25 protein-coding genes are annotated in these 24,278 nt (G+C 65.5%); 2 read left to right on the top strand and 23 right to left on the bottom strand.

From position 1 onward, the window contains the following. Positions 1-8: 8 nt before the first annotated feature. The 7 genes from ACSQ3E_RS08110 to ACSQ3E_RS08080 all read right to left on the bottom strand — a co-directional run bounded on the left by ACSQ3E_RS08110 (position 9) and on the right by ACSQ3E_RS08080 (position 6,285). Positions 9-800, bottom strand: a complete 792-nt coding sequence (locus ACSQ3E_RS08110) for an SDR family NAD(P)-dependent oxidoreductase (protein WP_436122284.1) — start codon at positions 798-800, stop codon at positions 9-11. A 1-nt stretch (position 801) separates the two neighbouring features. Continuing rightward, positions 802-1,362 carry an SRPBCC family protein gene (locus ACSQ3E_RS08105; protein WP_436122283.1) on the bottom strand — a complete coding sequence of 187 codons (561 nt, stop codon included), beginning with the start codon at positions 1,360-1,362 and terminating at the stop codon, positions 802-804. Further along, positions 1,359-1,748: an ArsR/SmtB family transcription factor gene (locus ACSQ3E_RS08100; protein WP_436122282.1), complete on the bottom strand. Its 390-nt coding sequence runs from the start codon at positions 1,746-1,748 to the stop codon at positions 1,359-1,361. Before ACSQ3E_RS08100 ends, ACSQ3E_RS08105 begins: the two co-directional genes overlap by 4 nt. 62 nt (positions 1,749-1,810) lie before the next feature. After that, entirely contained in the window at positions 1,811-3,271 is a 1,461-nt protein-coding gene (locus ACSQ3E_RS08095; protein WP_436122281.1) for a RimK family protein, read from the bottom strand. Then, positions 3,268-4,374 (bottom strand): peptidase C39 family protein, encoded by a 1,107-nt coding sequence (locus ACSQ3E_RS08090; RefSeq protein WP_436122280.1) that lies wholly within the window; start codon positions 4,372-4,374, stop codon positions 3,268-3,270. The genes ACSQ3E_RS08095 and ACSQ3E_RS08090 overlap by 4 nt, the downstream gene beginning before the upstream one ends. A gap of 601 nt (positions 4,375-4,975) precedes the next feature. Continuing rightward, on the bottom strand, positions 4,976-5,770 hold the full coding sequence (locus tag ACSQ3E_RS08085) for an anti-sigma factor family protein (protein ID WP_436122279.1): 795 nt from the start codon (positions 5,768-5,770) through the stop codon (positions 4,976-4,978). Beyond that, positions 5,767-6,285, bottom strand: coding sequence for a sigma-70 family RNA polymerase sigma factor (locus ACSQ3E_RS08080; protein WP_436122496.1), 519 nt, complete (start codon positions 6,283-6,285; stop codon positions 5,767-5,769). Before ACSQ3E_RS08080 ends, ACSQ3E_RS08085 begins: the two co-directional genes overlap by 4 nt. Positions 6,286-6,518: 233 nt before the next feature. Here ACSQ3E_RS08080 and ACSQ3E_RS08075 point away from each other — a divergent pair, with 233 nt between their 5' ends. Beyond that, positions 6,519-7,760 carry an MFS transporter gene (locus ACSQ3E_RS08075; protein ID WP_436122278.1) on the top strand — a complete coding sequence of 414 codons (1,242 nt, stop codon included), beginning with the start codon at positions 6,519-6,521 and terminating at the stop codon, positions 7,758-7,760. Positions 7,761-7,775: 15 nt separating this feature from the next. On the opposite strand, the gene ACSQ3E_RS08070 is transcribed toward ACSQ3E_RS08075, so the two are convergent. The 13 genes from ACSQ3E_RS08070 to ACSQ3E_RS08010 all read right to left on the bottom strand — a co-directional run bounded on the left by ACSQ3E_RS08070 (position 7,776) and on the right by ACSQ3E_RS08010 (position 21,027). Next, the gene (locus ACSQ3E_RS08070; RefSeq protein ID WP_436122277.1) at positions 7,776-8,228 is read right to left on the bottom strand and encodes a hypothetical protein; all 453 of its coding nucleotides are present in this window, start codon (positions 8,226-8,228) and stop codon (positions 7,776-7,778) included. Positions 8,229-8,412: 184 nt separating this feature from the next. Continuing rightward, on the bottom strand, positions 8,413-9,048 hold the full coding sequence (locus tag ACSQ3E_RS08065) for an outer membrane protein (protein WP_310324540.1): 636 nt from the start codon (positions 9,046-9,048) through the stop codon (positions 8,413-8,415). Positions 9,049-9,401: 353 nt separating this feature from the next. After that, complete coding sequence (locus ACSQ3E_RS08060; RefSeq protein ID WP_436122276.1) at positions 9,402-12,140, bottom strand: DUF2339 domain-containing protein; 2,739 nt, start codon at positions 12,138-12,140, stop codon at positions 9,402-9,404. Between the two features lie 26 nt (positions 12,141-12,166). Continuing rightward, positions 12,167-12,685, bottom strand: coding sequence for a PaaI family thioesterase (locus ACSQ3E_RS08055; RefSeq protein ID WP_436122275.1), 519 nt, complete (start codon positions 12,683-12,685; stop codon positions 12,167-12,169). Continuing rightward, positions 12,682-13,443 (bottom strand): DNA repair protein RecO, encoded by a 762-nt coding sequence (gene recO, locus ACSQ3E_RS08050; RefSeq protein WP_436122274.1) that lies wholly within the window; start codon positions 13,441-13,443, stop codon positions 12,682-12,684. The genes ACSQ3E_RS08055 and recO overlap by 4 nt, the downstream gene beginning before the upstream one ends. An 83-nt stretch (positions 13,444-13,526) precedes the next feature. Next, positions 13,527-14,708: an MFS transporter gene (locus ACSQ3E_RS08045; RefSeq protein ID WP_436122273.1), complete on the bottom strand. Its 1,182-nt coding sequence runs from the start codon at positions 14,706-14,708 to the stop codon at positions 13,527-13,529. Positions 14,709-14,821: 113 nt separating this feature from the next. Continuing rightward, on the bottom strand, positions 14,822-15,142 hold the full coding sequence (locus ACSQ3E_RS08040) for a hypothetical protein (RefSeq protein WP_280223730.1): 321 nt from the start codon (positions 15,140-15,142) through the stop codon (positions 14,822-14,824). Between the two features lie 145 nt (positions 15,143-15,287). Continuing rightward, entirely contained in the window at positions 15,288-16,640 is a 1,353-nt protein-coding gene (locus ACSQ3E_RS08035; RefSeq protein ID WP_436122272.1) for a PepSY-associated TM helix domain-containing protein, read from the bottom strand. Between the two features lie 54 nt (positions 16,641-16,694). Next, positions 16,695-17,099 carry a DUF2946 family protein gene (locus ACSQ3E_RS08030; RefSeq protein ID WP_310324525.1) on the bottom strand — a complete coding sequence of 135 codons (405 nt, stop codon included), beginning with the start codon at positions 17,097-17,099 and terminating at the stop codon, positions 16,695-16,697. 54 nt (positions 17,100-17,153) lie between these two features. Then, positions 17,154-18,473, bottom strand: coding sequence for an MFS transporter (locus ACSQ3E_RS08025; protein ID WP_310324522.1), 1,320 nt, complete (start codon positions 18,471-18,473; stop codon positions 17,154-17,156). Between the two features lie 68 nt (positions 18,474-18,541). Then, positions 18,542-18,823, bottom strand: a complete 282-nt coding sequence (locus tag ACSQ3E_RS08020) for a metal-sensing transcriptional repressor (protein WP_310324519.1) — start codon at positions 18,821-18,823, stop codon at positions 18,542-18,544. A 70-nt stretch (positions 18,824-18,893) separates the two neighbouring features. Beyond that, the gene (locus ACSQ3E_RS08015; protein ID WP_436122271.1) at positions 18,894-20,030 is read right to left on the bottom strand and encodes a DSD1 family PLP-dependent enzyme; all 1,137 of its coding nucleotides are present in this window, start codon (positions 20,028-20,030) and stop codon (positions 18,894-18,896) included. An 88-nt stretch (positions 20,031-20,118) separates the two neighbouring features. Then, the gene (locus tag ACSQ3E_RS08010; RefSeq protein ID WP_436122270.1) at positions 20,119-21,027 is read right to left on the bottom strand and encodes an SDR family oxidoreductase; all 909 of its coding nucleotides are present in this window, start codon (positions 21,025-21,027) and stop codon (positions 20,119-20,121) included. Between the two features lie 90 nt (positions 21,028-21,117). On the opposite strand from ACSQ3E_RS08010, the gene ACSQ3E_RS08005 reads away from it, so the two are divergent. Then, the gene (locus ACSQ3E_RS08005) at positions 21,118-21,699 is read left to right on the top strand and encodes a TetR/AcrR family transcriptional regulator (protein WP_436122269.1); all 582 of its coding nucleotides are present in this window, start codon (positions 21,118-21,120) and stop codon (positions 21,697-21,699) included. Here the strand turns inward: ACSQ3E_RS08005 and ACSQ3E_RS08000 are convergent. The 3 genes from ACSQ3E_RS08000 to ACSQ3E_RS07990 all read right to left on the bottom strand — a co-directional run bounded on the left by ACSQ3E_RS08000 (position 21,689) and on the right by ACSQ3E_RS07990 (position 24,261). Beyond that, positions 21,689-22,888: an NAD-dependent formate dehydrogenase gene (locus ACSQ3E_RS08000; RefSeq protein WP_436122268.1), complete on the bottom strand. Its 1,200-nt coding sequence runs from the start codon at positions 22,886-22,888 to the stop codon at positions 21,689-21,691. The genes ACSQ3E_RS08005 and ACSQ3E_RS08000 overlap by 11 nt on opposite strands. Before the next feature lie 199 nt (positions 22,889-23,087). Continuing rightward, positions 23,088-23,318 carry a DUF4287 domain-containing protein gene (locus ACSQ3E_RS07995; RefSeq protein WP_436122267.1) on the bottom strand — a complete coding sequence of 77 codons (231 nt, stop codon included), beginning with the start codon at positions 23,316-23,318 and terminating at the stop codon, positions 23,088-23,090. Positions 23,319-23,346: 28 nt separating this feature from the next. Next, a complete protein-coding gene (locus tag ACSQ3E_RS07990) occupies positions 23,347-24,261 on the bottom strand; it encodes a DMT family transporter (protein ID WP_436122266.1) in 915 nt (304 codons plus the stop codon). Between the last annotated feature and the right edge of the window lie 17 nt (positions 24,262-24,278).

Here is a 24,278-nt window from a genome sequence, read left to right as displayed (position 1 = left end):
GGCAGCGCTCAGTCGACCAGCGTGCCGCAGCTCAGATTGGCAATCGCCCCGGTCATCGCGCCGGCACGGTCGGACGCGGCGAAGGCGGCGAAATCGCCGATCTCGGCCAGCGTCGGAAAGCGCCGGAGCAACGGCCCGCTGGCGGCACGGGCGGCCAGCATGTCGTCGACCGACATGCCGGCGCGGTGAGCAAAACCTTCGAAGGCCGAGCGCACATGCGAAACCGGCATTGATTCCGGAATGGCATCGGGCCGGAGGCAGATCACCCTGATGCCCTGCACCCCGAGCTCGCCGGCAAGGATGCGCGAAAACGCCTCCACCGCGGCACTTGCCACGCCGTTGCCCAAAAAGCCTGTGCCCGACAGCCGCGCCCCCGGCGTCGACAAGGTCAGGATCACGCCCTTGCCCTTCATATGCCGCGCCACCGTCTTGGCGGTCAGGAAGTTGGTTCTGGTGTAGGCTGCGACCGGCAGCTCGAAATCGGCAAGCGAAAGTTCCGCCAGCGGCGTGCCCTGCACATGGGCGATACCAGTCGCGTTCAGCGCGATGTCGATGCCGCCGGCCTTTTCCGCCACCATGTCGGCGTGGCGTTCGACCGCGTCCTCGTCCAGCGCATCGATGACGGCGATGTCGGCGTCGCCGCCCAGCGCTCGGATGTCGCTGGCCACCGCCTCCATCTTCGCCCGCGTGCGCCCGGCAAGGAACACACGCGCGCCGTCGCGGGCGAAGGCCTTGGCCGCGGCGCCGCCAATCGCGCCGCCGCCGCCATAGACAACCGCAACGCGGTTTACGAGCGACATGTCACGCTCCACCCGCACTGCCGATGCGCTCTGCATATTCGCCCACCAGCCTTGTGTGGGTGCGCCAGAAGCCGTCGGGCTCGCGGCCTTCGAGCCTGTCGGACAAGATGCCGAGATGGGTGTGCCAGCCGGCGGCGACATTGAGCATCGCACCGTGGTCGGTGAGCCGGCGATGGGTGACCGTCAGCAACACCTTGTCGTTGCGCGGCTCGAGCTCGAAGCGCACCTCGGAGCTTTCGCCCGCTTCCGCAGCACCACCCCAGCTATAGGCCAAGAGATGCGGCGGCTCGCAGGCGATGATCTCGCCTGGCACGCGATGCTCGGCAAAGGCGGCGAGATGGGCGGGCGGCGGATCGTCGTTGCGGGTCAGTTCGGAGTTGCGGAAGCGGTTCTCGACCTTGCCGCCTGCCCTCAGCTCCATCGGGCCACCGGCGAGCCAGGTGCTGCGCTTTTCGGAGTCGGTGAGATAGCTCCAGATGCGCTCGATCGGGCCCGGCAGCAGGCGCTCGATGCGCACAGTTCCGGGCTCGGTGACGACGCCGTAAGAAGTATGGATATTCATGACTTTTTCCCTTTCTTCTTCGTTTCAGTGCTGATTTCGGTAGGCTTCTTCGCCGCAGCCTGGTCCTCGGCCACGAGCAGGGCTTCGAGGACGTCGAGCTGCTGGTTCCAGAATTTCTCGTAGTGCCGCATCCACTCGACACCCGCATGCATCGGCAGCGCGTCCAGGCTGCAGACATGGGTGCGCCCCTGCACGCTGCGGCGCACTAACCCTGCCTTCTCCAGCACCTTGATGTGTTTGGAGGCGGCGGCCAGCGTCATGTCGAAGGGTGCCGCGAGGTCGCCGACCTTGCGCGGCCCCTTGGCCAGCCCCTGAAGCATCGCCCGGCGGGTCGGATCGGAAAGCGCGTGGAAGACCGCGTCAAGATGTTCGGAATGTTCAACCATAAGGTATAATTTATGGCCGCAAATCCGAATAGTCAACCGCTCGGTATAATGTTTTTTGGAAGCTACTTGCCGTTGCGCTCCAGCCGGTCGAGGAACCATTGGGTCAGGCGCACCCAGACCTCGTCCTTCTCGCCGGAATCCTCGACGCCATGGTCGAGGTTGGGATTGTCGTTGACCTCGATGACGAAGACGCCTTCCCTGGTCTCCTTGAGGTCGACGCCATAAAGCCCGTCGCCAATGCAGCGCGCGGCGCGCACGGCGGTGTCGATGACATGCGCCGGCGCATGCTTGAGCGTGAACGTCTTGATGCCGCCCTCGTCGGGCTTGCCGGCGCGGTCGTGATTGACGATCTGCCAGTGCTTCTTGGCCATCAGATAGTGGATGGCAAACAGCGGCTGGCCGCCGAGCACGCCGACACGCCAGTCATATTGCGTCGGCATGAATTTCTGCGCGATCAGCAGGTCCGAATCCTCGAGCCAGGCCGTCGCCAGCGCCTTCAGCTCGTCGAAATTCGACGCCTTCTTGACGCCGCGCGAGAACGAGCTGTCGGGGATCTTCAGCACCAGCGGAAAGCCGAGCGTGTCGGCAGCGACCTGCAGATCCGATGGCCCGGCGATCATCACCGTCGGTGGCACCGGCACGTTGTTGTAGGCCATCAGCTCGTTGAGATAGACCTTGTTGGTGCAGCGGATCATCGACAGCGGGTCGTCGATGACAGGCATGCCTTCCTGCTGCGCGCGGCGAGCGAAGCGGTAGGTGTGATTGGAGATCGACGTCGTCTCGCGGATCAACAACGCGTCGTAGTTGGCGAGCTTGGCCAGGTCCTTTTTGGTGATCGGCTCGACCTCGACGCCCATCTTCTCGGCGATACGGGCCCAGTAGCGCAGCGACGAAATCTCCGACGGCGGCAGCTGCTCGTTGGGGTCGATCAGCGTGGCGAAGGTGAAACGCGAGGGCGTGCGCGCCTTGGTGTCGCGCCATTCGCGGCTGGTATAGGCCTCGAGTGCCGCAACGAAGCGCTTCTTGTCGGCATCGTCGAGCCTTCCAAGCGCCGCAAAGCCGATCTTGTGGATCGAGGCCCATTCGCCGTCCTTGATCGCCACCTCCAGCGCCGGCGCGCGGAACCAGTCGAACAACAGCCGGGTAAAGCGGTCCCAGGCCTTGGACGGGCCGACGCCGAAAAAGATCGTCACCTTGGCCGGAAACGACCCGCCGAGGTCCTTGCGGCACTTGTTCAGCGCCAGCTCCAGCTCCGGCAGCGCGTTTTCGTAAAGCTTGCGTTCCGACAGATCGATCATCGTCTCGACCGTCGGGATCACCTTGTGGCCGCGCGAGCCGGCCAGCAGCGAGGCGTAATAGCCCCGGCTCTGATAGGCATAGCGGTTCGACAGGTTGATGATCTTCGGCCGCTGGCCGCGAAACAGCGCGGGGTGGGCGAGATAGTCGCGGTTGGTGATGATCTTGTGCGGCGTCGCCGTCTGGTCGAGATCGCTTTGCCGGCCGGTGAGAATGACCCAGGTCATCGTTTCGAAGGCTTTCCGAGAGTGATTGCGGCGCGCAGGCCATCGCGGCCGAACTGCGCCATGCGCATGAATATGTCGTAGGGAACAGGAATGTTGGCGGCGTCCGACGCCGTCTCGCGCTGCTCGTCCTCGATCCACGGATCGTGGATCAGGATGTGGCCGCCATCGTCGCCGATGGCCAGCACCCAGTGCGGCACCTTCTTGCCGAACATCAGGAAGCCCGAGACCAGCACCAGCACCAGCTTGCCTTCGGCGAGCTTGGCCCTGATGTCGTCGAGCGCGAAGGGGCGATAGGTCACGGGTATCGCGTATTTTTCGGCGCGGGCGCGAAAATCGGCCTGGGCCAGCTCCATCACCCGGCGCTTTTCAGCGCTGCGGACGGACTGCAGGAACAAGGCGCCCTCGGCCGAGACGAAGATCTCGGCGCCAAGCCCGGCCTCATGCCCCGCCACCGCCAGCCCGAACGGCTCGCAGCCGCCCGGCCCAGACATCATGAAGATGGTCGTTGCCTCGCGCCACAGCCTGACCTCCATCACCGGGTCCGGTACGAACTTGCGGTCGAAATTGGCCATCGCCATCATCAGACAGCACGGCCCGCAAGTGAAATCGCAGGTCTGAGCGTAGAACGGCACCTTGGTTGCCACCGGCACGTCACCGCGCAGCGTCTTTTCGTAACGAAGGGCTGCCATACCGTCTTCGTAATAATCGGGCTCGTGGCCGATCCTGCGATAGCCGTTCTTTTCGTAGAGGCTGATGGCACGGGCATTGTCCGCGCGCACCTCGAGCCTCAAAAGCATGCGGCCATGCTCGTAGGCGACGTCCTCGGCGGCATCGAGCAGCAGGCGGCCGATGCCCTTGCCGCCGAAGTCGGGCGCAATGGCAAAAGAATAGAGCCGGGCGACGCCGCTGCCTTTGCGAAACAGCACCATGGCGTAGCCGGCAAGGCGGCCGCCGATCTCGGCAACCAGTGCTTCGGCGGTTTCGTGATCGATCAGCTGGCGGAAGGAGCGGCGCGAAATCCTGTCGCCCGGAAAGACGGCATTCTCGATGGCGACAAGCGCATCGACATCTTCAGCGCGGGCCGTACGAATGTCGGCAGCCATCTGGTCCTGAGAACCTCGTCTGGGCGGGAGGAGCCCTGAAGGAATGTCCTGCGAAGCGCTGGCGCGCCCTGCGTTTGCCCTGCGCAGTCACGCCTCGATTCGGGCCTTATTGTGACATGGGAGGCGGCCGGTCGGGCATATGAATCTCATGGGTGAGATGGTGAAAACCGTGGTGCCAGCACGCCCATGTTTCTCGACCTCTGCGGCTGGTGATCGCCGTGTTGCGCATGTGGGTGGCACTGCGAAGCCGTTGCCATCTCTCCCGGCTTCTCCTGATGGCCTGTGGCCACTCGACTGTCACGGCATTGATCCCCGGGTCTGCGCACGTCGCTTCGCTCGTGCTCCGCCCGGGCATGACGAAGGCAGGGGAGTTCTCCGCCAATCTCCAACGTTTCCTGTTGGCGGAAACCTTCGAGGCAGGCGTTGGAGATTAGCCGGCAACGTCTAAGCCTTCGTCATCCTCGGGCGAAGCACGAGCGAAGCGACGTGCGGAGACCCGGGGATCCATGCCGTGACCTTACAACTGCCGCAAGCCATCAGGATCAAGCCATTACGCTCGAGAGAAACACGCGCTCCGAAAGCACGACCAACAGCGCCACCCTTACGTCCGCGCCTGCCCTGCCCCCGCGATCAGCTGCTTGTAGGCGTTCCTGGCGACCGTCCCCATCTGCTCCGGCGGCAGCGTGCCGACGATGGCGCAGCCATAACCTTCATCCTGCCAGTAGACGGCCTCGGGGCCCCCGCTCGCCAGCGCGAAGGTGCCCTTGGAGCGCTCGGTCCCTTCGGCCACGACATAGACCGAGATGCGGTTGCCGTCAGCGTCGGCATAAAGCATCAGCGCTGCCGTGCTGCCGTCCGCCGGCACAAGGCGCCCGCCAAGCAGCGTGAAGCCGTCATTGCTGAGATCGGGCGCCACCAGCTTGAGGCCGGTGCGCTTGGACAGCCAGCCGGTCAGATAGGCCTGGTCGCTGCCGTCGACCTCGACCGGCCGGTTCTTGTCGGCGGCGAAGGTCTGGTGGGCGGCAATCGCCAGTTGGGCCATACGGTCATCGGAATCGCCGCCCATGCCAAGGCCGTTCATGCCGGCAAGATATCCGCCAAGCCCGCCTGCGATCAGCAATGCCGCAGCAGCGGCCATGCGCCACCACGGGGTAACCTGCTTGCGCCTCGGCCCATCGCCACTGACCACGGCCTCGAGCCGCGCCGGCACCGGCTCCTCGAGCACACCGGCAAACAGGTTGCGCAAGGCGGCGTTGTCGGCGGCGAAACGCAGGCTCCTGGCCTTCATGTCGGGATTGGCTTCCAGCCACATCTGGTAGGCGGCGCGCTCGTCCTCGGGCAGCTCGCCGTCGAGGGCCAGGTGGATGTCACGGTCGGTGAAGCTGCGCGCGCTCATTTCTCGACGATCCTTATCGCCCGCCGGCGTGCCTGGTCGTCAAGCAGCCCGCGCAGTTCCTCGCGGCCACGCGCGATGCGCGACATCAGCGTGCCGGCCGGCACGCCGAGCATCGTTGCGGCCTCGGCATAGGAAAACCCTTCGATCGCGACCATCACCAGGGCCGCGCGCCGGTCGGGGCTGATCTGCTGCAGCGCGTCGACGATCTCGCGCGAAGCGACGCTTTCGGCCTGGATCGCAGGGGTTGCCATCGCCTCACTTGCCTCGAGCGGCAGGATCGATGCCTCGCCGCGGCGGCTCACCTTGCGCATCTGGTCGATGAATAGATGGTGCATGATCGTAAACAGCCACCTCCTGGGGCTTTCTCCGGTTCGCCAGTTGTCCATGCGCAAAAGCGCGCGCTCAAGACTGTCCTGGACGAGATCGTCGGCGGAATCGCGGTCGCGCAGCAGCGCCCGCGCATAGCGGCGCAGCCGGGGGATTTCCTGAAGTATCGCTGCCTTCTTTTCGTCCATGACCGCGGATCGCAAGCCGTCCTCTTCCACGCCGATTGAACGCGCCTTGCCGGCGCCGCGCAAGCGCCTGGCCACGGCTTTCGCCACCCCAGTCACCCAAGCGCACAACTAACGATTGGCAGCTGCGTTCTATTCCCGACACATCAGAAATCTTGAACCATTTCCCTAGTTCAATTGATTTTGAACATCGCTCCGGATCGGGTAAAAACATTCCACTCACGGGAGATTTGACGATGACGGCAGCGGCGGTGAACACCAGGTCGGGGTCGAAAATACCCTGGCTCATCATCATTTGTGGCTGCCTGATCGCAGCGCTGACCTTCGGCCCGCGCTCGGCGATGGGCTTCTTCCAGTTGCCGATGCTCGCTGAAAAAGGCTGGGACCGCACGACCTTCGGCCTCGCCATGGCGATCCAGAACCTGTGCTGGGGCCTCGGCCAGCCGATCTTCGGCGCCATCGCCGACCGTTTCGGCAGCTGGCGCGTACTGACGCTGGGTGCGGTGCTCTATTCGCTCGGCCTCTATCTGATGGCCCATGCCGACAGCGCCGGCATGCTGCATCTCGGTGGCGGCGTGCTCGTCGGACTTGGCGTCGCCGCCGGTTCGTTCAGCATCGTGCTCGCAGCGTTCGCCCGCAACACCAACCCGCAGAACCGCTCGATCGTGTTCGGCATCGGCACCGCCGCCGGTTCCGCCGGCATGTTCGTCTTCGCGCCGATCAGCCAGGGCCTGATCGACGCCTATGGCTGGTCCGACACGCTGGTCTACATGTCGATCGCCATGCTGGTGATTCCGGTGCTGGCAATCCCGCTCGTCGGCAATTCGCGCTCGGGCAAGGTCTCGCAGGCCGAGATCGAGCAGACGCTCGGTCAGGCTCTGTCAGAGGCCTTCGCCCACAAGAGCTACCTTTTGCTCGTCTCGGGCTTCTTCGTCTGCGGTTTCCAGGTCGCCTTCATCACCGCCCACTTCCCGGCCTATATCAGGGACATCGGCATCGACGCGCGCTACGCCGTCATCGCGCTGGCGCTGATCGGCTTCTTCAACGTCATCGGCTCGCTCGCCTCTGGCGTCATTGGCCAGAAATATTCCAAGCCGCATTTCCTCGCCTGGATCTACATAGCCCGCTCGGTGCTGGTGACGGTGTTCTTGCTGGTGCCGCAGACCCCGACCAGCGTCGTCGTCTTCGCCATCATCATGGGTCTGTTGTGGCTATCGACCGTGCCGCCGACAAATGGCCTAGTCGCCATCATGTTCGGCACCCGCCATCTCGGCATGCTCGGCGGCATCGTTTTCTTCTCGCACCAGATCGGCTCGTTCCTAGGCGTCTGGCTCGGCGGCTACCTCTACGACCAATTCGGCTCCTACGACCCTGTCTGGTGGCTCGGTGTGATCCTCGGCCTGTTCGCCGCCGCCGTGCACTGGCCGATCAAGGAACGCCCCGTCACGCGGCCGGCGGTGCTGGCGCCGGCGGAGTGATCCGTCGGCTGGCTCCTACCGGCAGTAAAAGCGACGGCCGCCCTCGCCGATGAAGGTGTTGCTGCGGCGGTCGTAGCCGTAGCGCCTGTGGCACGGGCCGCTCCACTGGTCGCGCTGGCGATCCCTGGAATTCTGCTCGGCCACCGATCCGGCGACGATCGCGCCGACGGCGAGGCCGAGGATGCCGATGCCGATGGCGGCTTCGGTGTCCTTGTCGCGCTTGCGGCGATCGTGACGATCCTGCCTGTCGCCCCAGCGCTCGCACTGCCGCCGCTCGTAGCGGTCGCGCGGCCAGTCGCAGTCGATGTCGTCATCGTCGTCCCAATAGCTGCCACCGACGAGATGCACCTGCGCACCCGACGAGGGGGAGAAGCTTGGGCTGCCGGCTTGGGCCGGAAGACTGGCAAGCAGGCTGGCGGCCACGGCACAAGTCAGCGCCTTGGCAAGCGTCTTTGCAAAAAACATCATGGCTCCTTTCCGGGCCCGGCCCGGTCATCGAAAACAGGCCGATTGGGAGCTGGGCCTGTCTTCGATGTGGTGGGTCAGCGTTGTCGGCGCCTTGCGTCCCCCTCTGGAGGCAAGGGACGTGGCGGCGCCTTCAACCGGCGCAAGATCCGTCCCAAGGACCATCTTGGTCCTAGGGTTTTTTTCCTTAGAAGCCGTAGTTCAGGCCGAGCTTCACGCTGTGGCTGGCAAGGTCTTCGCTGCGGCGGCCACCGCCCTTGACCACGGCGTTCACGTCGCCATAGTTGACGTAGTTGTACTCGACGCGAGCCCTGAGGCCGCCATCGAACGCCTGTTCGATACCGCCGCCGACGAGGTAGCCGCCTTCCCACTTGTCGTCGGAAATGACGTTGCCCTTGCCTTTGAACTTGGCCATCGAGTAGCCGGCGGTGCCGTAGACCAGCGTGCGGTCAAGCGCTACGCCGGCGCGAACCTTGGCCGCACCGTTCCAGGTGCGCTGCAGTTCGGCGCCACCGCCGAGATTGTACTTGGAGCCCTTGGAGTAGCTGCCTTCGAGCTCGGCACCATAGACCATCGAGCCGGACTGGAAATTGGTGCCGACCTGGCCGCCGAGTTGCCAGCCGCTCTTGTCGGCGAACGGGTTCGGGAAGCCCGAGGAGGCCGAGCCGAGATGGACACCGGCATAGGTGCCCGACCAGTCATAGGCCTGATTGGAAAAATCCTGCGGCGCCTCATAGTTCTGGGCGACATCAGCGGCCATTGCAGGCATGGCGAAAGGCGCGAGGCCAGCGAATACGACGAAAAACAGATTTCGCGTGGACATGTTAGATCTTGCTCCGACATTTGCGTGGGGCTGCGAAGCAAAAGCCTCGCAGCCCGTTGACGGGGCCTCGACGCAGCGGCAACGGGGGGAGAACCCGCCGGCCAAGTCCCGTGCACCATATCATTGGTTGCGAGCGTAACCTGAGCCTTCTGCATTGCAGCAACATTGCATCGAATGTAATAAAATCAATTATTTAGCGGTAATCTTTCGGTAACCTTCATTAAGCCTTCCTTGCGTTGGCGCGGGAGGAAACGGTGGCATTCACCGCTTCAGGCAGCAGCGAAAAGCGCTCCACGAAGATGGCCTGCCGGGACATGAGGCCGGCGCTGACACGCCGGCCTCATCGAGCACGTTCAGCGCGCCGCGCGTGTCAGCAGGCGCTGGTAGAACAGGCCGATGCCGATCAGCACGCCGCCCAGGCCGATGAAGGACAGCGCCCGAAGCACGCCTTCCAGCTCGGACATGTCGAACAGGAAGACCTTGGCCACGGCGACCGAGATCAGCGCTGCCGAGGCAATCCGCAGGATCTGCGATTTCAGCGTCACGCCTGCGACCAGCAGGCCGACGCCCATTGCCAGCCACAGCGCCGAATAGGTGTAGGTCTCGACCTGCCCGAGCCCAGCCCACATGCCGATATGCTCGCCCTGGAACAGACGCCTGACCGACAGCGTGGCATAGGCAAAGACCAGCAGGGCGGCGACCAGCGCCAGCATCGCCGAATACCATTGCGGCCGCTTGTTGCGGGCATAAAGCGCGAGGCCGGCGGCGGCAGCTGCCGGCAGCAGATAGGCGAGGAACAGCAGGTTGAAGAAGACGATGCCGCCGGTGCTTTCGTTGGTGAACAGCGGGTTGAGCACCAGGAAGTGCTGGCCGACGATCGACAGCACCGACACGACGCCGATGCCGAGCGAGCCATAACGCAGCACCGGGCTCGGCGAGCGCATGTCGAGCGCCACCAGCATGGCGCCGCCGCCGAGCGCGATCAGCGTGTAGATCGCCTGTTCGGCCAGCGTCGGTACGTCGGAGGTGATGACCCCGCCGTTCATCGCGTGGCGCACCAGCATCGCCAGCGTCAGCAGCGCAAACAGTGCCGCCACCGCCTCCATCACCAGCCGCGGCCGGCCATTGGTGGTGCGCGCCAGTTGCCAGGCAGCAAAGCCGAAGGCGAGTGCGGGAATGCCGTAGCCTGGAAGCAACCAGTTGAACACAGGCGTTCGTCCCAGCACGTCGGCGCCGACGATGGTCGGGTCGAAGGCCACCCGCGCCAGCACGGCAACGGCCGCGGCGACACTCAGCCAGCCTAGTACCGGATAGCTGCGTTGCCTGGTCGCCAGCGCCGGCAGTGCTGCCGCAGCGCCCAGAAGCACCGTCGTCCACCCCGAACCGAAGCCCATATGCAGGGCAAGCAGCAGCGCCACCCCTGCCCCGCCAAAGGCGAAGGACACGGCGGGCCCTCCGGTCAATGGCGGCTGCTCGCTGCGGGCAATCCATTCGCCGCCGGCGACAAAGGCAACAACCATGACGACAGCGATGAGCGCGCGCAGAAGATCACGGTCGGGATTGCCATAAGCGAGCCAGAGCGAAAACAGCACCGCCAGCGGCACCGCAACACTCCAGCCGGCCCATGCAGCCGCACGCCAGGGTTCGGCCGTCACCTGCCGCCGGGCGCTCCAGAAGCCCGCGCCGGCGAATACCAGTCCGAGCAGCCAGCCGATACGGGTCAGGGTCGAGCCGGCAACCTCGATCGGCAGCCCTTCGACAGTGAGTGCGCCAATCGGCAGGTCGAGGTCGAAGGTGCCGCCCAGAGCGTTGCGCAGATAGACCAGCACCGAGGCGATGCCGGCAGCAAACAATAGGGACAGCGCCGCCGGGCGATACAGCGCCACCGCAAGCATGCCGACCAAAAGGATCGTGCCGCGCAGCGGACCGCCAAGCTCTGCATAGGTCGGATGGATGAACAGCACGACAGCGGTCACCGCGACGAAGAAGGCCGGCACCATCGACGGCCAGTCGAGAACGCCCGGCTCATCGTCGCGGCCGAGCCACAGCAGCGCCAGCGCAGCCAGCGTGACCGCGCTGATGAACAGCACGATGGTGAAGCTCGCCAGCGGTGCGTCGGCGAGATAGAGCAGCGTCCACAGGCCGGTGCCGATGAAGGCTGCCCCCATCAGCAGCGACCAGCGGCGGGTGCGGGCAACCGCAGTCGTTGCCACCAGCACGATGGCGAGATAGCCGAACAGCGCCCAGTAGTTCGGCGCCGTCGACGCCACCAGCACCGGCGTCACCATCGAGCCGAGCAGCCCGAGCCCGGCCAGCGCCTGACCATGCGCAAGGGCCGCGGCAATCGTCGCGACGCCGACGATGCCCAGAAGCACGAAGGCCGGGCCAGCGCCGATGAAGCCGTAGATACCATGCGCGGCATAGATGGTGCCGAACAGGGTGAAGGCGCCGGCTGCGGTCAGGATCGCCGGGATATAGGCATTGCCGCCGTTCTGGATCGGCACGCGGTAGCCGGTGCGGCGGATGAATTCGCCGCCGCCGACAAGCACCAGCCCGAGCAGGGCCGCCATGCTGAGGCGCAGGCCGGGGCCGAAGATGCCGGATTCGATGGAAACTTTGATCAGGAACACGGCGCCGAAGGCCAGCGCCAGGCCGCCGACCCACACTGCCCAGCGTGTGCCGAGCGCTTGCTCGATGTCGGGCGTGGCGCGCGCCGCAGCCTGCGCCGGTTCGGCGGCCGCTGGCGCGCCGCTCCATGGTCCCGACGAAGTCGCATCCGCTTCGGCATTCGCCGCTACGGGCAATTCTTCGGCTGGCGCTGCCTCTGGCGATGCTGTCGCTGCCGCGACAGGTTCCGCCACGGTGGGCTGATCGGCCACTTCTGCTGTCAGCGCCTCTGGCAAGGCAGCCTCGCTCACCGCCTCGGCCCCGACCTCCGCCGCCTTGGCGGCCGGCGCCGACACGGCGCCCGACAGCACCAGCGAACGCAGCGCGCCCAACTCGCGCTCGAGCAGGCCGAGCCGGCTCTGCTGCTTCGAAATGATGACGAACAGCGCCACGATGGCGATGACGCCCAACAGGCTCTCAAGCATGGCCGTTCCCCCTCAGATTGGCCGGCTCACCGCGCCGCCAGATTGGCGACCGGAAAGATCGAACATGTTTCGGTGCCGAAGGCCAGCAGCTTGCCGTCCTTGTCCTTCAGCGTCGCTTCCGACACGGCAAGCGTGCGGCCCTTGTGGATCACCCTGCCCTCGCAGACCACTTCGCCTGTTTTCGGCGTGATCGGCCGGGTCAGGTTCACCTTGAACTCGACCGTCGTGTAGGCCTCGCCCTTGTCCAGCGTGCTGTGCACGGCGCAGCCCAGCGCCGAATCGAGCAGCGTCGCGGCCCAGCCGCCATGCACCGAGCCGAGCGGGTTGAGATGGCGGTCGCCGGGCAGGCCGCGAAACACCGCGCGCCCCGCCTCCACCTCGGTCAGGCCGAAATTTATCACCGCCGCGATCGGTGGCGCAGGGTAAAGGCCGTCGACCACACGCTGCAGCAACTCGGCACCAGAAAAGAGATGCACGTCCTCATGCGGGATCGTGCCCAGGCCAAGCGGAGAAACGAGGCCGGGGAACAGTTCGACTTCGCTCATGCGGCAGTGTCTCCATGCGAGATGGCTTGGGCAGCGTGGTACTTCCGCAGCGCCGTCAGCAGTCCGCCGCGTGCATCCGGAGGCTCGATGCCGCGCGGCTCGTAGACATGGCGGGCAAAGAAGAAACTCGACAGCCTAAACGCATCTTCGATCGCCTTGAGGTCGGCGCCCTGCCGCGCCCCGCGCTGCAGGAACAGCGGCAGCGGCAGCAGCTTGTCGCGCCACGGCTCGCCGGCGGTGCGCGACACGGCACGGCCCGATTTTGGCGAGACATAGGTCAAATCCTCGAGCACGCCGGTGGCGGCGCATTCGGTGAGGTCGAGGCCGAAGCCGAGTTCGTCCAGCACCAGAAGCTCGAAACGCACGACAAGTTCGCCGACGGCGTCCGCATCGTTGAGATGCTCGATCAGGATCGCCAGCGTCTCGTAGAGGCCGCCATGCGGGTCGCGCTCGGGCAATAGCCGGAGATGGGCGGCCAGTGTCTGCAACGCATAGACGGCAATCGCGCTGTCGATCAGCCTGGCGGCATTGAGCTCGATCGGCTCGGCCTGGAAGGTGCCGAGATGCTCGTCGAGGCGCGCGCGCCAGATCAGCTCGACGCGGTTGCCGGCCTGCAGCACCGGCTGCTGCTTGCGCGATCGGCCGCCGCGCACCAGGCCGAGATGCCGGCCGTGCGCGCGCGTCATCACCTCCAGCACGGCGGAGGTTTCGCCATGCTTGCGGGTGCCGAGGATGATTCCTTCGTCGCGCCACTCCATGGCCGGACCATCAGCCGGTTAGACGACGAAATCAAGAACTATGGCTGGCCAGGCTGTTGGCCGGAACCAGGCCCGGCGGCAGCTCAACGCTCCGGCAGCGGCGGGATCAGCGCCAGCAGCAGCAACGCGCCCAGCACCAGCCCTGCCGCAACGAGCGCCAGCGGCAAAAGGCCAAGCGTGATGAAGGGCGCGACCGCTGCCGTGCCGGCCGCCGTCGTGCCGAGGATCGCGACAACCACGAGGGCTGCGCCGCGTGCGTCATCGCCATGCGAGGCGACGACAGCGCGGTGGAAGCCGGGCGGCCCGCGGAAGCCGAGGCCGAAGTTGAACGGCACGAACAGTGCCGTCACCACCAGCGTGCTCGCCCCGCCCATCAGCGCATAGGCCAGCATCGCCACGCCGCCGAGGGCTGAAAGCGCGGTGCCGAACCAGATCATCCGTTCGGCGCCGAAACGTGCCGTCAGCCTGCCGGTGACGTTGGCGGCAACGATGAAGGTCGCGATGCCGGTCAGTTGCATGATGATGAAGTCCTTGAGCCCGGCTCCCAGTGCCGCGACGAACACCGTTGGTGCCGCAAAGACGATCACCAGCAGCGCGCCGAGCGTAAAGGCGTGGCTCACCGCATAACGAAGGAACACGGCGTCTCGCAGCAGATGTGCATAGCCGCCGCTGCGGCGCCCGCTGACCACGCGCGGCAGGTGCCGGCCCAGCGTGGCGACGGCCACGGCAAGCAGCAGCGCGAGCGCGGCGATGACCTCGAACGAGGCGTTCCAGCCGGCGATGGACAGCAGCCAGACGCCGGCGACCGGCGCCAAGGCAGGCGTCAGCGATTCAATGCTTCCCAGCAGGCCGAGCTTGCCTATGGCTCGCTCGTCGCCATAGAGCGCGCGGATCATGCCGGGCGCGAACACGGCTGCGGCCGCACCGGCAGCACCTTGCAGGAAGCGCAGCGCAATCAGCATCTCGAGCGAGACGCTGAAGCCAGCCAGCGCCGAAACGAGGCCATAGGCGACCAGCGAGCCGACCAGCAGGCGGCGCTGGTCATAGCGCGCGCCGAGCGAGCCGAAGACGAGCAGGCCAAGGGCTGCGCCGGTGACGAATGCCGCCAGCACGAATTGCGCCTGGGCATAGGTGCCACCCAGCACCTCGGGCAGGCTCGGCACGGCCGGCAGCACGAGGTCGGTGCCGGCGATGCCGAGCACGGTGCTTGTCACGATGAGCGTAAACGCGATGCCTGCATGGCCGCCATGCTTGCCGGTGGTCATTGTCTTGCCAGTCTTGAATTGAGGGCGTTTTTCGGGACGGCGTCAGTGCCCCATGACAGGCCATGGGTCAAGCAAAGCCGGTTGGTCCAGTCGTCCCGCCCCGCTGAAGCCGGTTACGGGCAGTCGCTGTCCCGGACGAAACGCGCCTTGACCCAGCCCTTGGTGGTGCGGTCGCCATTGTAATGGGTGACAGGGCACCAGCGGCTCGCCCATGGCGCGCTTGCTGGTCGGCAGGCGGCATCGAGGTGGATGATGCCGTGGGTCTGCGGCGGTAGCACATCGACGATGCGGGCATTGGCCGAGGGCCGTGCCCGCATGTTGAGCGCATCATTCCTGGCAACATTGACCACCACCAGGCAGCCCGGCCCTGATGTCGCCATCACGGGCGGAACGATGGCAAGTGTGAGAAATGCGGTCAGCGCGATCTTGAACATGGCCTGTCCCCTCGCCGTTTCGGGCAGCGGCGCGGATCTCCGCGCCGGCCCTGTGACCGATGATAGCGGCCTTGATCGGCAGCGCCAAGACGATGGCCGTGTTGCAACCAGATCGGCCGCCGCGTAACCACGGCGGCCTTGTCGGTCAGGCGAATCTCGGCCGCATCACCCGCGTTCCTGCCCAGTCGAGCGCCAGCATCACCAAAAGCGAGAGGCCGACGAGCGGAAAGGCGATGCCGCCAATGGCGAGGATGGCGATCAGCCCGCGGAACACTCTCGTGTCCTCAGGCAGCGGCGGCACGCCGAGCGACCCTATTGGGCGGCGCTTCCACCACATCACCCCGGCCGACACGGCAAGCAGCACGATGCCCATGCACGCAGCCAGCAGCACAAGCTGGTTGGCCAGCCCGAACTCCTGGCCCATATGCACCGAGATACCCCATTCCATCCATTTGCCGCCCAAGCCGTAGTCAGCAAAACCCATGTCGATCAAAGGCTCGCCACTGTACTGGTCGAGATGGACCACCCGCTGCTGGCTGGCGTCGTCAGGATAGACCGAGCCGGTGTAGACGCCCGTAGGCTTGCCCGGAATGGCAACCGCATAGCCGCGATGAAGGCCCAGCCGGTCGAAGGTCTCGACCGCCTTGTTCAGCCCGATCGGCGTGCCCGCGGCTTCAGAGGATTCCGGCAGCTTGGCCTGCTCCAGCGACCACGACGTCTTCGCTACATGGTCGAGATGTTCGCCCGACATCGGCACGTCGACGCGAACACCCGAGGGGTAGCCGAAATTGCTGCCATTGGCCCATTCGTTGACCTTCTCGCCCCAGACGCCCGACCAGGGCATGCCGGTGATTGCCAGGAAGACGATGAAGACGCCGACGAACAGGCCGGTCACCGCATGCAGGTCACGCCAGAACATGCGGTTCCTCGGCTTGCCGCGCACGCTAACGACGCCGCCCTTCTTGCCGCGCGGCCACCACAGATAGATGCCGGTGCCGACCAGCAGGATCGACCAGCCGCCGGCCAGCTCGATCAGCAGCCGTGCTGTGTCGCCAAAATACTTCAGGCTGTGCAGGTAGCGGATGGTCCACATGATCGTCCCGCGATCGGGCAACGCGCCCAGAACGGCCCCGCTATAGGGATTCACATAGACGGCCAGCTTGCCGAAATCGGCCGTGGTAACGGTGATCTCGGCGGAACTCTGCGGCGTTGCCGGGTCGAGATATTTCACCGCCGAGCCGGGATAGTTGGCAAGTGCGGCGTCCACCATGACCTCCGGCGACACCTTGTTCAGCTCGACGGCGACGCGCTTGAGGTCGGAATAGACTGCTGTGTCGATCTCGTCCTTGAACAGATAGAGCGCGCCTGTGACGGCGAGCGTGATCATGAAGGGCAGCACCATCAGCCCGGCATAGAAGTGCCAGCGCCAGACGGCGCGGTAGAGGTTGGACGTGGAGCGCACGGCAGCGTTCTCCCGTCCGAGGGTCGTATCGGACATTGTTGTCTCCATATCAGTAGAAGCGCGGGCCTAGACGGCCCGCAGGTTTCGACGTCAGACGGAGAAAGACGGAGGTGCCCTTGCCTCGGCGATCAGGCCGCGCTGGCCTTGGGGGGCAGGCTGCCTTTGTTCGGCAAGGACTGTGCCATGCGCCTCGGGCCGCTCGAGGATGAAGGCAAGCTGTTCGCCCGGCAGTCCGGGCGTCGTTGCGACAGCCAGCTGGCAAAGCGTACCGCAAGGGCATTCGGCAGGGCTGCGGGCGGGCTGCTTGTCGCCGCCGGCCGGGCCCATGCCCTCCATGGTGCAGATAACGCCAAGCGGATCGGCGGCGGAAGCGGCCATGGCGCCAGAGGCGGCACCCGAAAGCAGCGCCTGGAACAGCAACATGAAGGCAATCATGCCGGCGATGGCGCCAGCCGACAGCCTGTCCCGCAAAAGCAGCCGCATGCTCTTCATCATGGCGCCATGCCACAATGCCGCCGCAAAGTCACTGCGGCACGAGCGCTTGGCGCGTCAGCCGTGGCGCGGCCATTGCTGGTGCAACGTGTCGATGACGAAGCCATGCGCGTGGCGATGGCCATGACGATGCCCACCCTCGGTCCAGTGCGGATCATCGTCTGCGAGGCCGTGATGGTGATGGTCGACGACATCGGGATCGGACGACGGCCACAGCACCAGCGCCGTGGCGACCGCTGCCGCCGCAATACTGGCCATGATGACAAAGGTCATGGGTAGGCCGACCGAGACGCCGAGCCAGCCGGCCAGCGGATAGGTGATCAGCCAGCAAGCGTGTGACAGCGCGAATTGCGCGGCAAACAGCGCCGGCCTGTCCTCGGCGCGCGACGAGCGCCGGAGCAGCCGCCCCGCAGGCGTCTGGGCCATCGAATAGCCGAGGCCGAGCATGAACCACAGCGGCATCAGCGAAACAAAACCCTGCACCAGAGTGCCGCAAACGAGCCCAAGCGCCAGCAGGGAAATGCCCGCCAGCATGATCGAGCGGTCCTGCACCCTGTCGAGGATCCTCGGCAACATCAGTGCCGCCGTCATCGAACCGGCGCCATAGGCAGCAAGCGCCAGCGCGGTGGCCTTCTGCGTCAGGCCATATTCGCCCTGCACGATGACGACGGTGTTGACGATCACCATCGCGCCCGAGGCCGCCACCGCCATGCTGACCGCCAGCAGGCCCTGCAGCCGAGGCGTCGCCAGATAGATCTTCAGGCCCCTGGTGGTGCGCTCATAGATGCCGCGCGGCGCCGACAGTTTCGGGCTCGGCAACGTCACCGAGACCACCAGCGCTGCGGAGGCCAGGAAGCCGACGACGGTACCGGCGAACAGCTCGTGGAAGCTGACCACCGTCAGCAGTGCAGCCGCCAGGATGGGGCTGACGAGGCTCTCGAGATCATAAGCAAGCCGGGTCAAGGACAACGCCCGCGTATAGTCCTTCTCGTCGGGCAGCACGTCGGGGATCGTCGCCTGGAATGCCGGGGTGAAGCCGGCCGAGGCCGACTGCAGCACGAAGATCAGCACATAGACCTGCCAGACCTCGGTAACGAAGGGCAGAAGCAGCACCACCGCCGCACGCACGAGGTCGAGGCAGACAAGCATCGAACGCCTGGGCAGCCGCTCGGCAAAGGCAGCGGCAACGGGTGCTACGAGGACAAAGGCGATCATCTTGATCGCCAGCGCGGTGCCGAGCACGACGCCGGCATCGGGCCCGGCCAGCTCATAGGCCAGCAGGCCGAGCGCCACGGTGGCAAGGCCGGTGCCGATCAGCGCGATCAGCTGCGCCGCAAACAGATGGCGGTAGGTTCGGTTGGACAGGATCTGAAGCATGGTCGGGCTCTGGCGGTGTCAGGCACTCTGGGTCAACGACGGCGACCGGCGCATGGCCGGCGCCCCGCTTAGAGGTACTTGGTGATTTCCTTGAACTCATCGATCGACTGGCGCTGCGCGCGCGGCAGGGTTCCGACCGCGTCCTCCAGGCAATGGTCGAGATGATCCTGGATCAGCGTGCGCTTGGCCTGGCCGACGGCCTTCTCGACGGCATGAAGCTGCTGCGCGATGTCGAGGCATGGCCTGCCCGCCTCGATCATGGCGATGATGCCGCGCAGATGGCCCTCCGCCCGCTTCAGCCGCTTGACCGTGTCGGGGTGGGAGGCGTGGGAGTGAGCATGTTCCATCATGCCCAATTGCTATCCCCCCGGAGGGGATACGGTCAAGACCAACCCCGCGCGAAACTTCTCGGCTGTCCTCTCACCAGCCGCGGAAGCGCGGCCAGTAGTCGAGCCCGCCGGCTGCGGTGAGGACCTGATAGCCGTCGAACTGGGCTGCGGTGGCGCAGGCGTGGTTGGGCAGGATGCGCAGCATCGTGCCAACGGCCATTTCAGGCAGTTGCACGGCACTGCCCGGCCTTGCGGCGATGATGCCATGCTCCTGGTTTGTCGCCGCAACGATCAGGCCGTCGAGCACCCGCCCCTCGATGTCGCAGACCACGCCGTAACCCTGATCGACCGGCTGCGATGCGGTGCCGCGGTCGCGCGACAGCGCCATCCATCCGGCATCGATCATGATCCAGCCGCGCTCGCGCTGGTGGCCGATAACCGTCGTCAGCACCGACAGCGCGATATCCTCCAGCCCGCAGATGCCGATGCCGGCCTGCACCAGGTCGAAGAAGACATAGACGCCGGCGCGCACCTCCGTCACCCCGCTCAGGTCACGGGCGAAGTGCGCCGTCGGCGTCGAGCCGACGCTGACCACCGGACAGGCAAAGCCCGCAGCCTCCAGCCGTGCCACCGCCGCGACCACAGCGTCGCGCTCCTGTTCAGCGAAGGCCACGAGGCTTGCCTCGCCGCGCGCGCCATAACTCTCGCCGGCATGGGCGACGACGCCGCGCAGCTCCGCGCCCTCATGGGCGAGTATCCGGGCGATCTCGACGACCGTGGGGTCGCCAGGCGCGAGGCCCGAACGGTGGCCGTCGCAGTCGATCTCGATCAAGGCCGGGATCGCCGCACCCGCCTTGCGCGATGCCTCAGCAACAGCGCGCGCTTGCGCAAGCGAATCGAGGATCACCACGAGATCGCACCCGGTCGCCCGCAAGGCCAGCACGCGCGGCAGCTTCTGCGGCGCAATGCCGACGCAGTAGAGGATGTCGGTGACGCCCGCCCTCGCGAACACCTCGGCCTCCCTCAGCGTCGAAACGGTCGCGCCGCTGGCGTTCCGCAGCACGCACCTCGCCGCGTCGACCGACTTGACCGTCTTCAGATGCGGCCGCGCCGACACCTTGAGCGCAGCCAGCCTGCGCTCCAGCCGTTCGATGTTGCGCAGCATGATCGTCTCGTCGAGCATCAGGCTCGGCGTCGCGAGGTTTTCCAGACTGGCAACATCAGCCATGACCGCATCCCCCATCAGGCGACGCCATGATAGCGCCGCCAGTGGTTCTCCGCCATGCGGTCGGACTGGCGGGAACTGGAATGCAGGGTCAGCGATAGCCTGTCGTATCGGCCGGCTTGCCGGCATCCTGCACCTCGACGACATAAGGCCAGGCATTCGGCCGGGAGCCATCGAGGTCGGTGAAGCCATAGACCTGCGCCAGGCCACCGCTCGACAGCGACTGGCCGTTCCAGCGCGCCACATCGGGGTCGGCAGCGAGTGCAGCCACCGCGCGACCGACGAAGCGCGGCGTCTCCGATATGGCGAAATGCGGGATGTTTTTGGTCGCGTCGCGCCAGTTGGCTTCGGTGACGCCAAAGTGCTCCAGCATCATTTCCGAGCGCAGCCAGCCCGGCGTGATCGCCACCGAGGTCGCGCCATGCGGTGCCAGGTCCTTGGCATGCGCCCAGGCCATGCGCAGCACCGCCGACTTGCACAGGTCGTAGAAGGGCGACAGGCGGTAGTTCACCGCATTGTATTCGGCCGTACCGTCGGTGACCTCGACCAGCAGCCCGCCCGGCTTCTCTATCATCAGCGGCAAGGCGTGATGAGCGGTGATCAGATGGGTGTCGATGGAAAGCCTCAGCATCTTGAGGCCATTGTCGAGATTGTGGTCCCACACCGGCTTGTTCCACTCAAACAGCTTCTCGCCGCCCCAGATGTCGTTGACCAGTATGTCGAGCCGGCCCTCGTCCTTGCGGATGCGGGCAACGAGGTCGCGCGCCTCGTCGGAAACGAGATGGTCGACTCGCACCGCGATGCCCTTGCCGCCAAGCGCGTCGATGGCCTCGGCGGTTTCCTCGATCGTCTCCGGCCGCTGGTATTCGGACTGGTGGTCGCGCGTCGTTCGCCCTGTCACGTAGACGGTGGCACCGGCCGCGCCCAGTTCCGTGGCAATGCCCCTGCCCGCGCCGCGGCTGCCGCCGGCAACGAGCGCTACTTTTCCTTGCAGTGTCATCGATCTCTCCCGAGAGTGTTTCTTTCGGAGGCTGGTCATCGGCTTCGAAGCGATATATAAATGAATATTCGTTTATAAATAAAGGTCAAGATGCCCCGCCGCAAAACCCTGTCCGACGAAGAAGTCCTGGTCGCCGCCTCGCGCCTACTGCATGAGCAAGGCCCGGACGCGCTCACCTTCGAAAGCCTGGGCCGCGCCTGCGGCCTGTCGCCGGCGACGCTGGTGCAGCGCTTCAGGACAAAGGCCAAGCTCAAGCAGGCAACGCTTCTGCATGCCTGGGACGGGCTCGACGCCAAGACCGCAGCACTCGCCGCCTCGACGCCGAAAACGCCCGAAGGTGCGATCGAGTTGCTTGTCGGCCTATCGGATTATGGCGGCATCGAAACGTATGCCGAAGGCCTTTTGGTGCTGCGCGAGGATCTGCGCGATCCTGTTCTGCGGGCACGCGGTGCTGCCTGGAAGGCGGCGCTGTCAGCCGCCCTCGACGAGCGCTTCGCCGGTATCGCCGGCGTGCCCAGGGGCATCGGCCTTTTGATGGCCTCGCAATGGCAAGGCTCGCTTTTGTGGTGGGGCTTCGACCCGCAGGGCCGGGTCGAAGATTTCGTCGCCGCCGGCCTGCGCGGCTTCGTCGCGGCGCTCGTTCCAGACACTGCGGTTCAGCCTACCGCTTGAACCGGGCCGCCTCCTCCGACCCACGCGTGGCGTCGCCCGCGCTGTAGGAATGGGCGCCCGCGCCGGCGAGCTTGCCTCCGTCGACGATCAGGTATTCCTCGCGGATCGGCCGGCCGGCGAACCAGCACTCGAGGATTTCGCGGGTGCCGGCGGCATAACGCGCTTGAGCCGACAGCGAGGACCCCGAGATATGCGGCGTCATGCCATGATACGGCATCGACCGCCACGGATGGTCCTTGGGCGCCGGCTGCGGGAACCAGACGTCGCCGGCATAGCCGGCAAGCTGGCCGCTCTCGAGTGCTGCGGCAACGGCGTCGCGATTGCAGATCTTGCCGCGTGCGGTGTTCACCAGATAGGCCCCGCGCTTCATCCGGCCGATCATTGCCGCATCGAACAGGTTTTCGGTCTCGGGGTGCAGCGGCGCGTTGATGGTGACGACGTCGCAGACCGGCACCATATCGGCTGCCTTCTTGTGGAAGGTCAGGCCAAGCTCCCTCTCCACCGGCTCCGGCAGGCGGTGACGGTCGGTGTAATGCAGCTTGACGTCGAACGGCTTGAGCCTGCGCAGCACGGCGGCGCCGATCCGGCCAGCGCCCACCGTTCCGATCTGCATGCCCTCGACGTCATAGGACCGGGCGACGCAGTCGGCGATGTTCCAGCCCCCTGCTACAACCCATTGATAGGACGGGATGTAGTTGCGCACGAGCCCCAGGATCATCATCACCACGTGCTCGGAGACGCTGATCGAGTTGCAGTAGGTGACCTCGGCCACAGTGATGCCGCGCTCAATCGCCGCCTGCAGGTCGACATGGTCGGAGCCGATGCCGGCGGTGACGGCAAGCTTCAGCTTGCTTGCCTTGGCGACCCGCTGCGCGGTCAGGTAGGCCGGCCAGAACGGCTGCGAAATGACAACCTCGGCATCGACGAGTTCGCGTTCGAACACGCTGTCGGGACCGTCCTTGTCGGAGGTCACGATCAGGCTGTGCCCGGCACCTTCGACAAACTTGCGCAAGCCGAGTTCGCCCGACACGCTGCCGAGCAGCACGCCCGGCTCGAAGTCGATGGTTTCAGGCGTGGGCAATGTCTGACCGCCCGGATAGCGGTCGAGTTTTGGCAAGCCGTCCCGAGCATATTGCTTGGGGTAGCCATCCACCGGGTCGTCGTAAAGGACGCAAACAACCTTCGCCATATCGTATCTCCCTTCGTCTGATGGACGAGGAAGACGCTTTGAGAACTGGCGCTACCCGAAATCTGCACGCGTGTGGCGGAGCGAACCGGCGCATGTGGCCGGCTTGCCGCCTGGCGCTTCCTCGTTCGAGATCTTGCGCTCCAGACATTAAATGGCGGAGCCGTCCACGGTTTCAAGACAGCAAAACCGGCCCGTGCCCCTACTTATCGCCAGGCTTCTTCTTGCCGCTCAACAGCGCATAAACCGCCATCGAATGCCCATGGCCGAGGCCGAACTCGTCGCGCAGCCATTCGATGATCTGGCCAGCTTTCACGCCTGGCTTCAGCTTGCCGGCGTCGGAAAAGCCCTTGCCGTCGGCGAGCGCGGCCAATTCCTCCGGTCCCTTGCCGGTCTTGATCTTGATGGTGTCGAGATAGGCCTGGAAGGACATGATGTTTCCTCGTTGAAGATTGAATTGTTCAGGCGCGCTTGCGGTTGGCCAGCACGCCGCCGGCGATGATCGCCATCAAGCCCACGACCGACAGCGTCGTCAGCACGTCGTTGAACAGCATTGCCGCCAGCACCACGCCGAAGCCCGTGCCCCAATAGCCGAGTTGGATGAAGAACACCGGCCCGCCGATTTCCTGCAGGCGGAAATTGAGCAGGTAGGAGGTAGCCGAGGTGGCGACCATGCAGCCGATCCAGAACAGGATGTCGCGGTCGAAAAAGTCCCAGCTCGACGGCGCCTCGAAGAACGGCGCCACCAGCGCCACCATCAGGCTCGAGCTCAACAGGATGCCGCAGGAAAAGGCGAGCGCCGACGAACCCTTCGGCCAGTAAGCCGTGCGGATGATGTTGCCGGCGGCGGCACAGGCCGGAATGATGACGCCGAGCAGCACCCAGATTGTCTGAGAGAAGTCGATCTCGGCCAGTTGCTGCTGCACCAGTGCCGCCATGCCGGCGAGGCCGATCAGGATGCCGGCGAAGCGCCTGAGATACATGCGCTCGATGCCGAGCCCGGCGGCAAAGCTCATCGTCAGAAGCGGCGACAGCGAATAGACCGTCGAGGTGTAGGCCGGCCCGACCCGATCGACGATGTAGTAGCCGAGCACGGTGGGCACGGTGAAGCTGATAATGCCGAGCACCAGATAGAGCACGATGTGGCTGCGCTCGCGCGGAATGCCCTGCCCGGAGGCGGCGAGCAGCGGCAACAGCACCATGCCGGCGCCGACATTGGCGACCAGTGCCAGCTGGAACGGCTGCATGCCGGCATTCAGTGCCGCCTTCGAGATCATGATGCGGGTGGCGAAGACCAGGCCGCACAAGGCCAGCAGGATCAGGGGCGAGCGCGCGGCGTAGGACACCGGCAGACGAAGAACTTCCTGTTGCGTCATGGTCAACCTCCAGATAT

Origin of the sequence: Aminobacter sp. LjRoot7 (assembly GCF_964252895.1) — a bacterium.
In the GTDB taxonomy this organism is placed as follows: domain Bacteria; phylum Pseudomonadota; class Alphaproteobacteria; order Rhizobiales; family Rhizobiaceae; genus Aminobacter; species Aminobacter aminovorans_B.
This window is presented reverse-complemented; position numbering and strand designations above follow the sequence as displayed.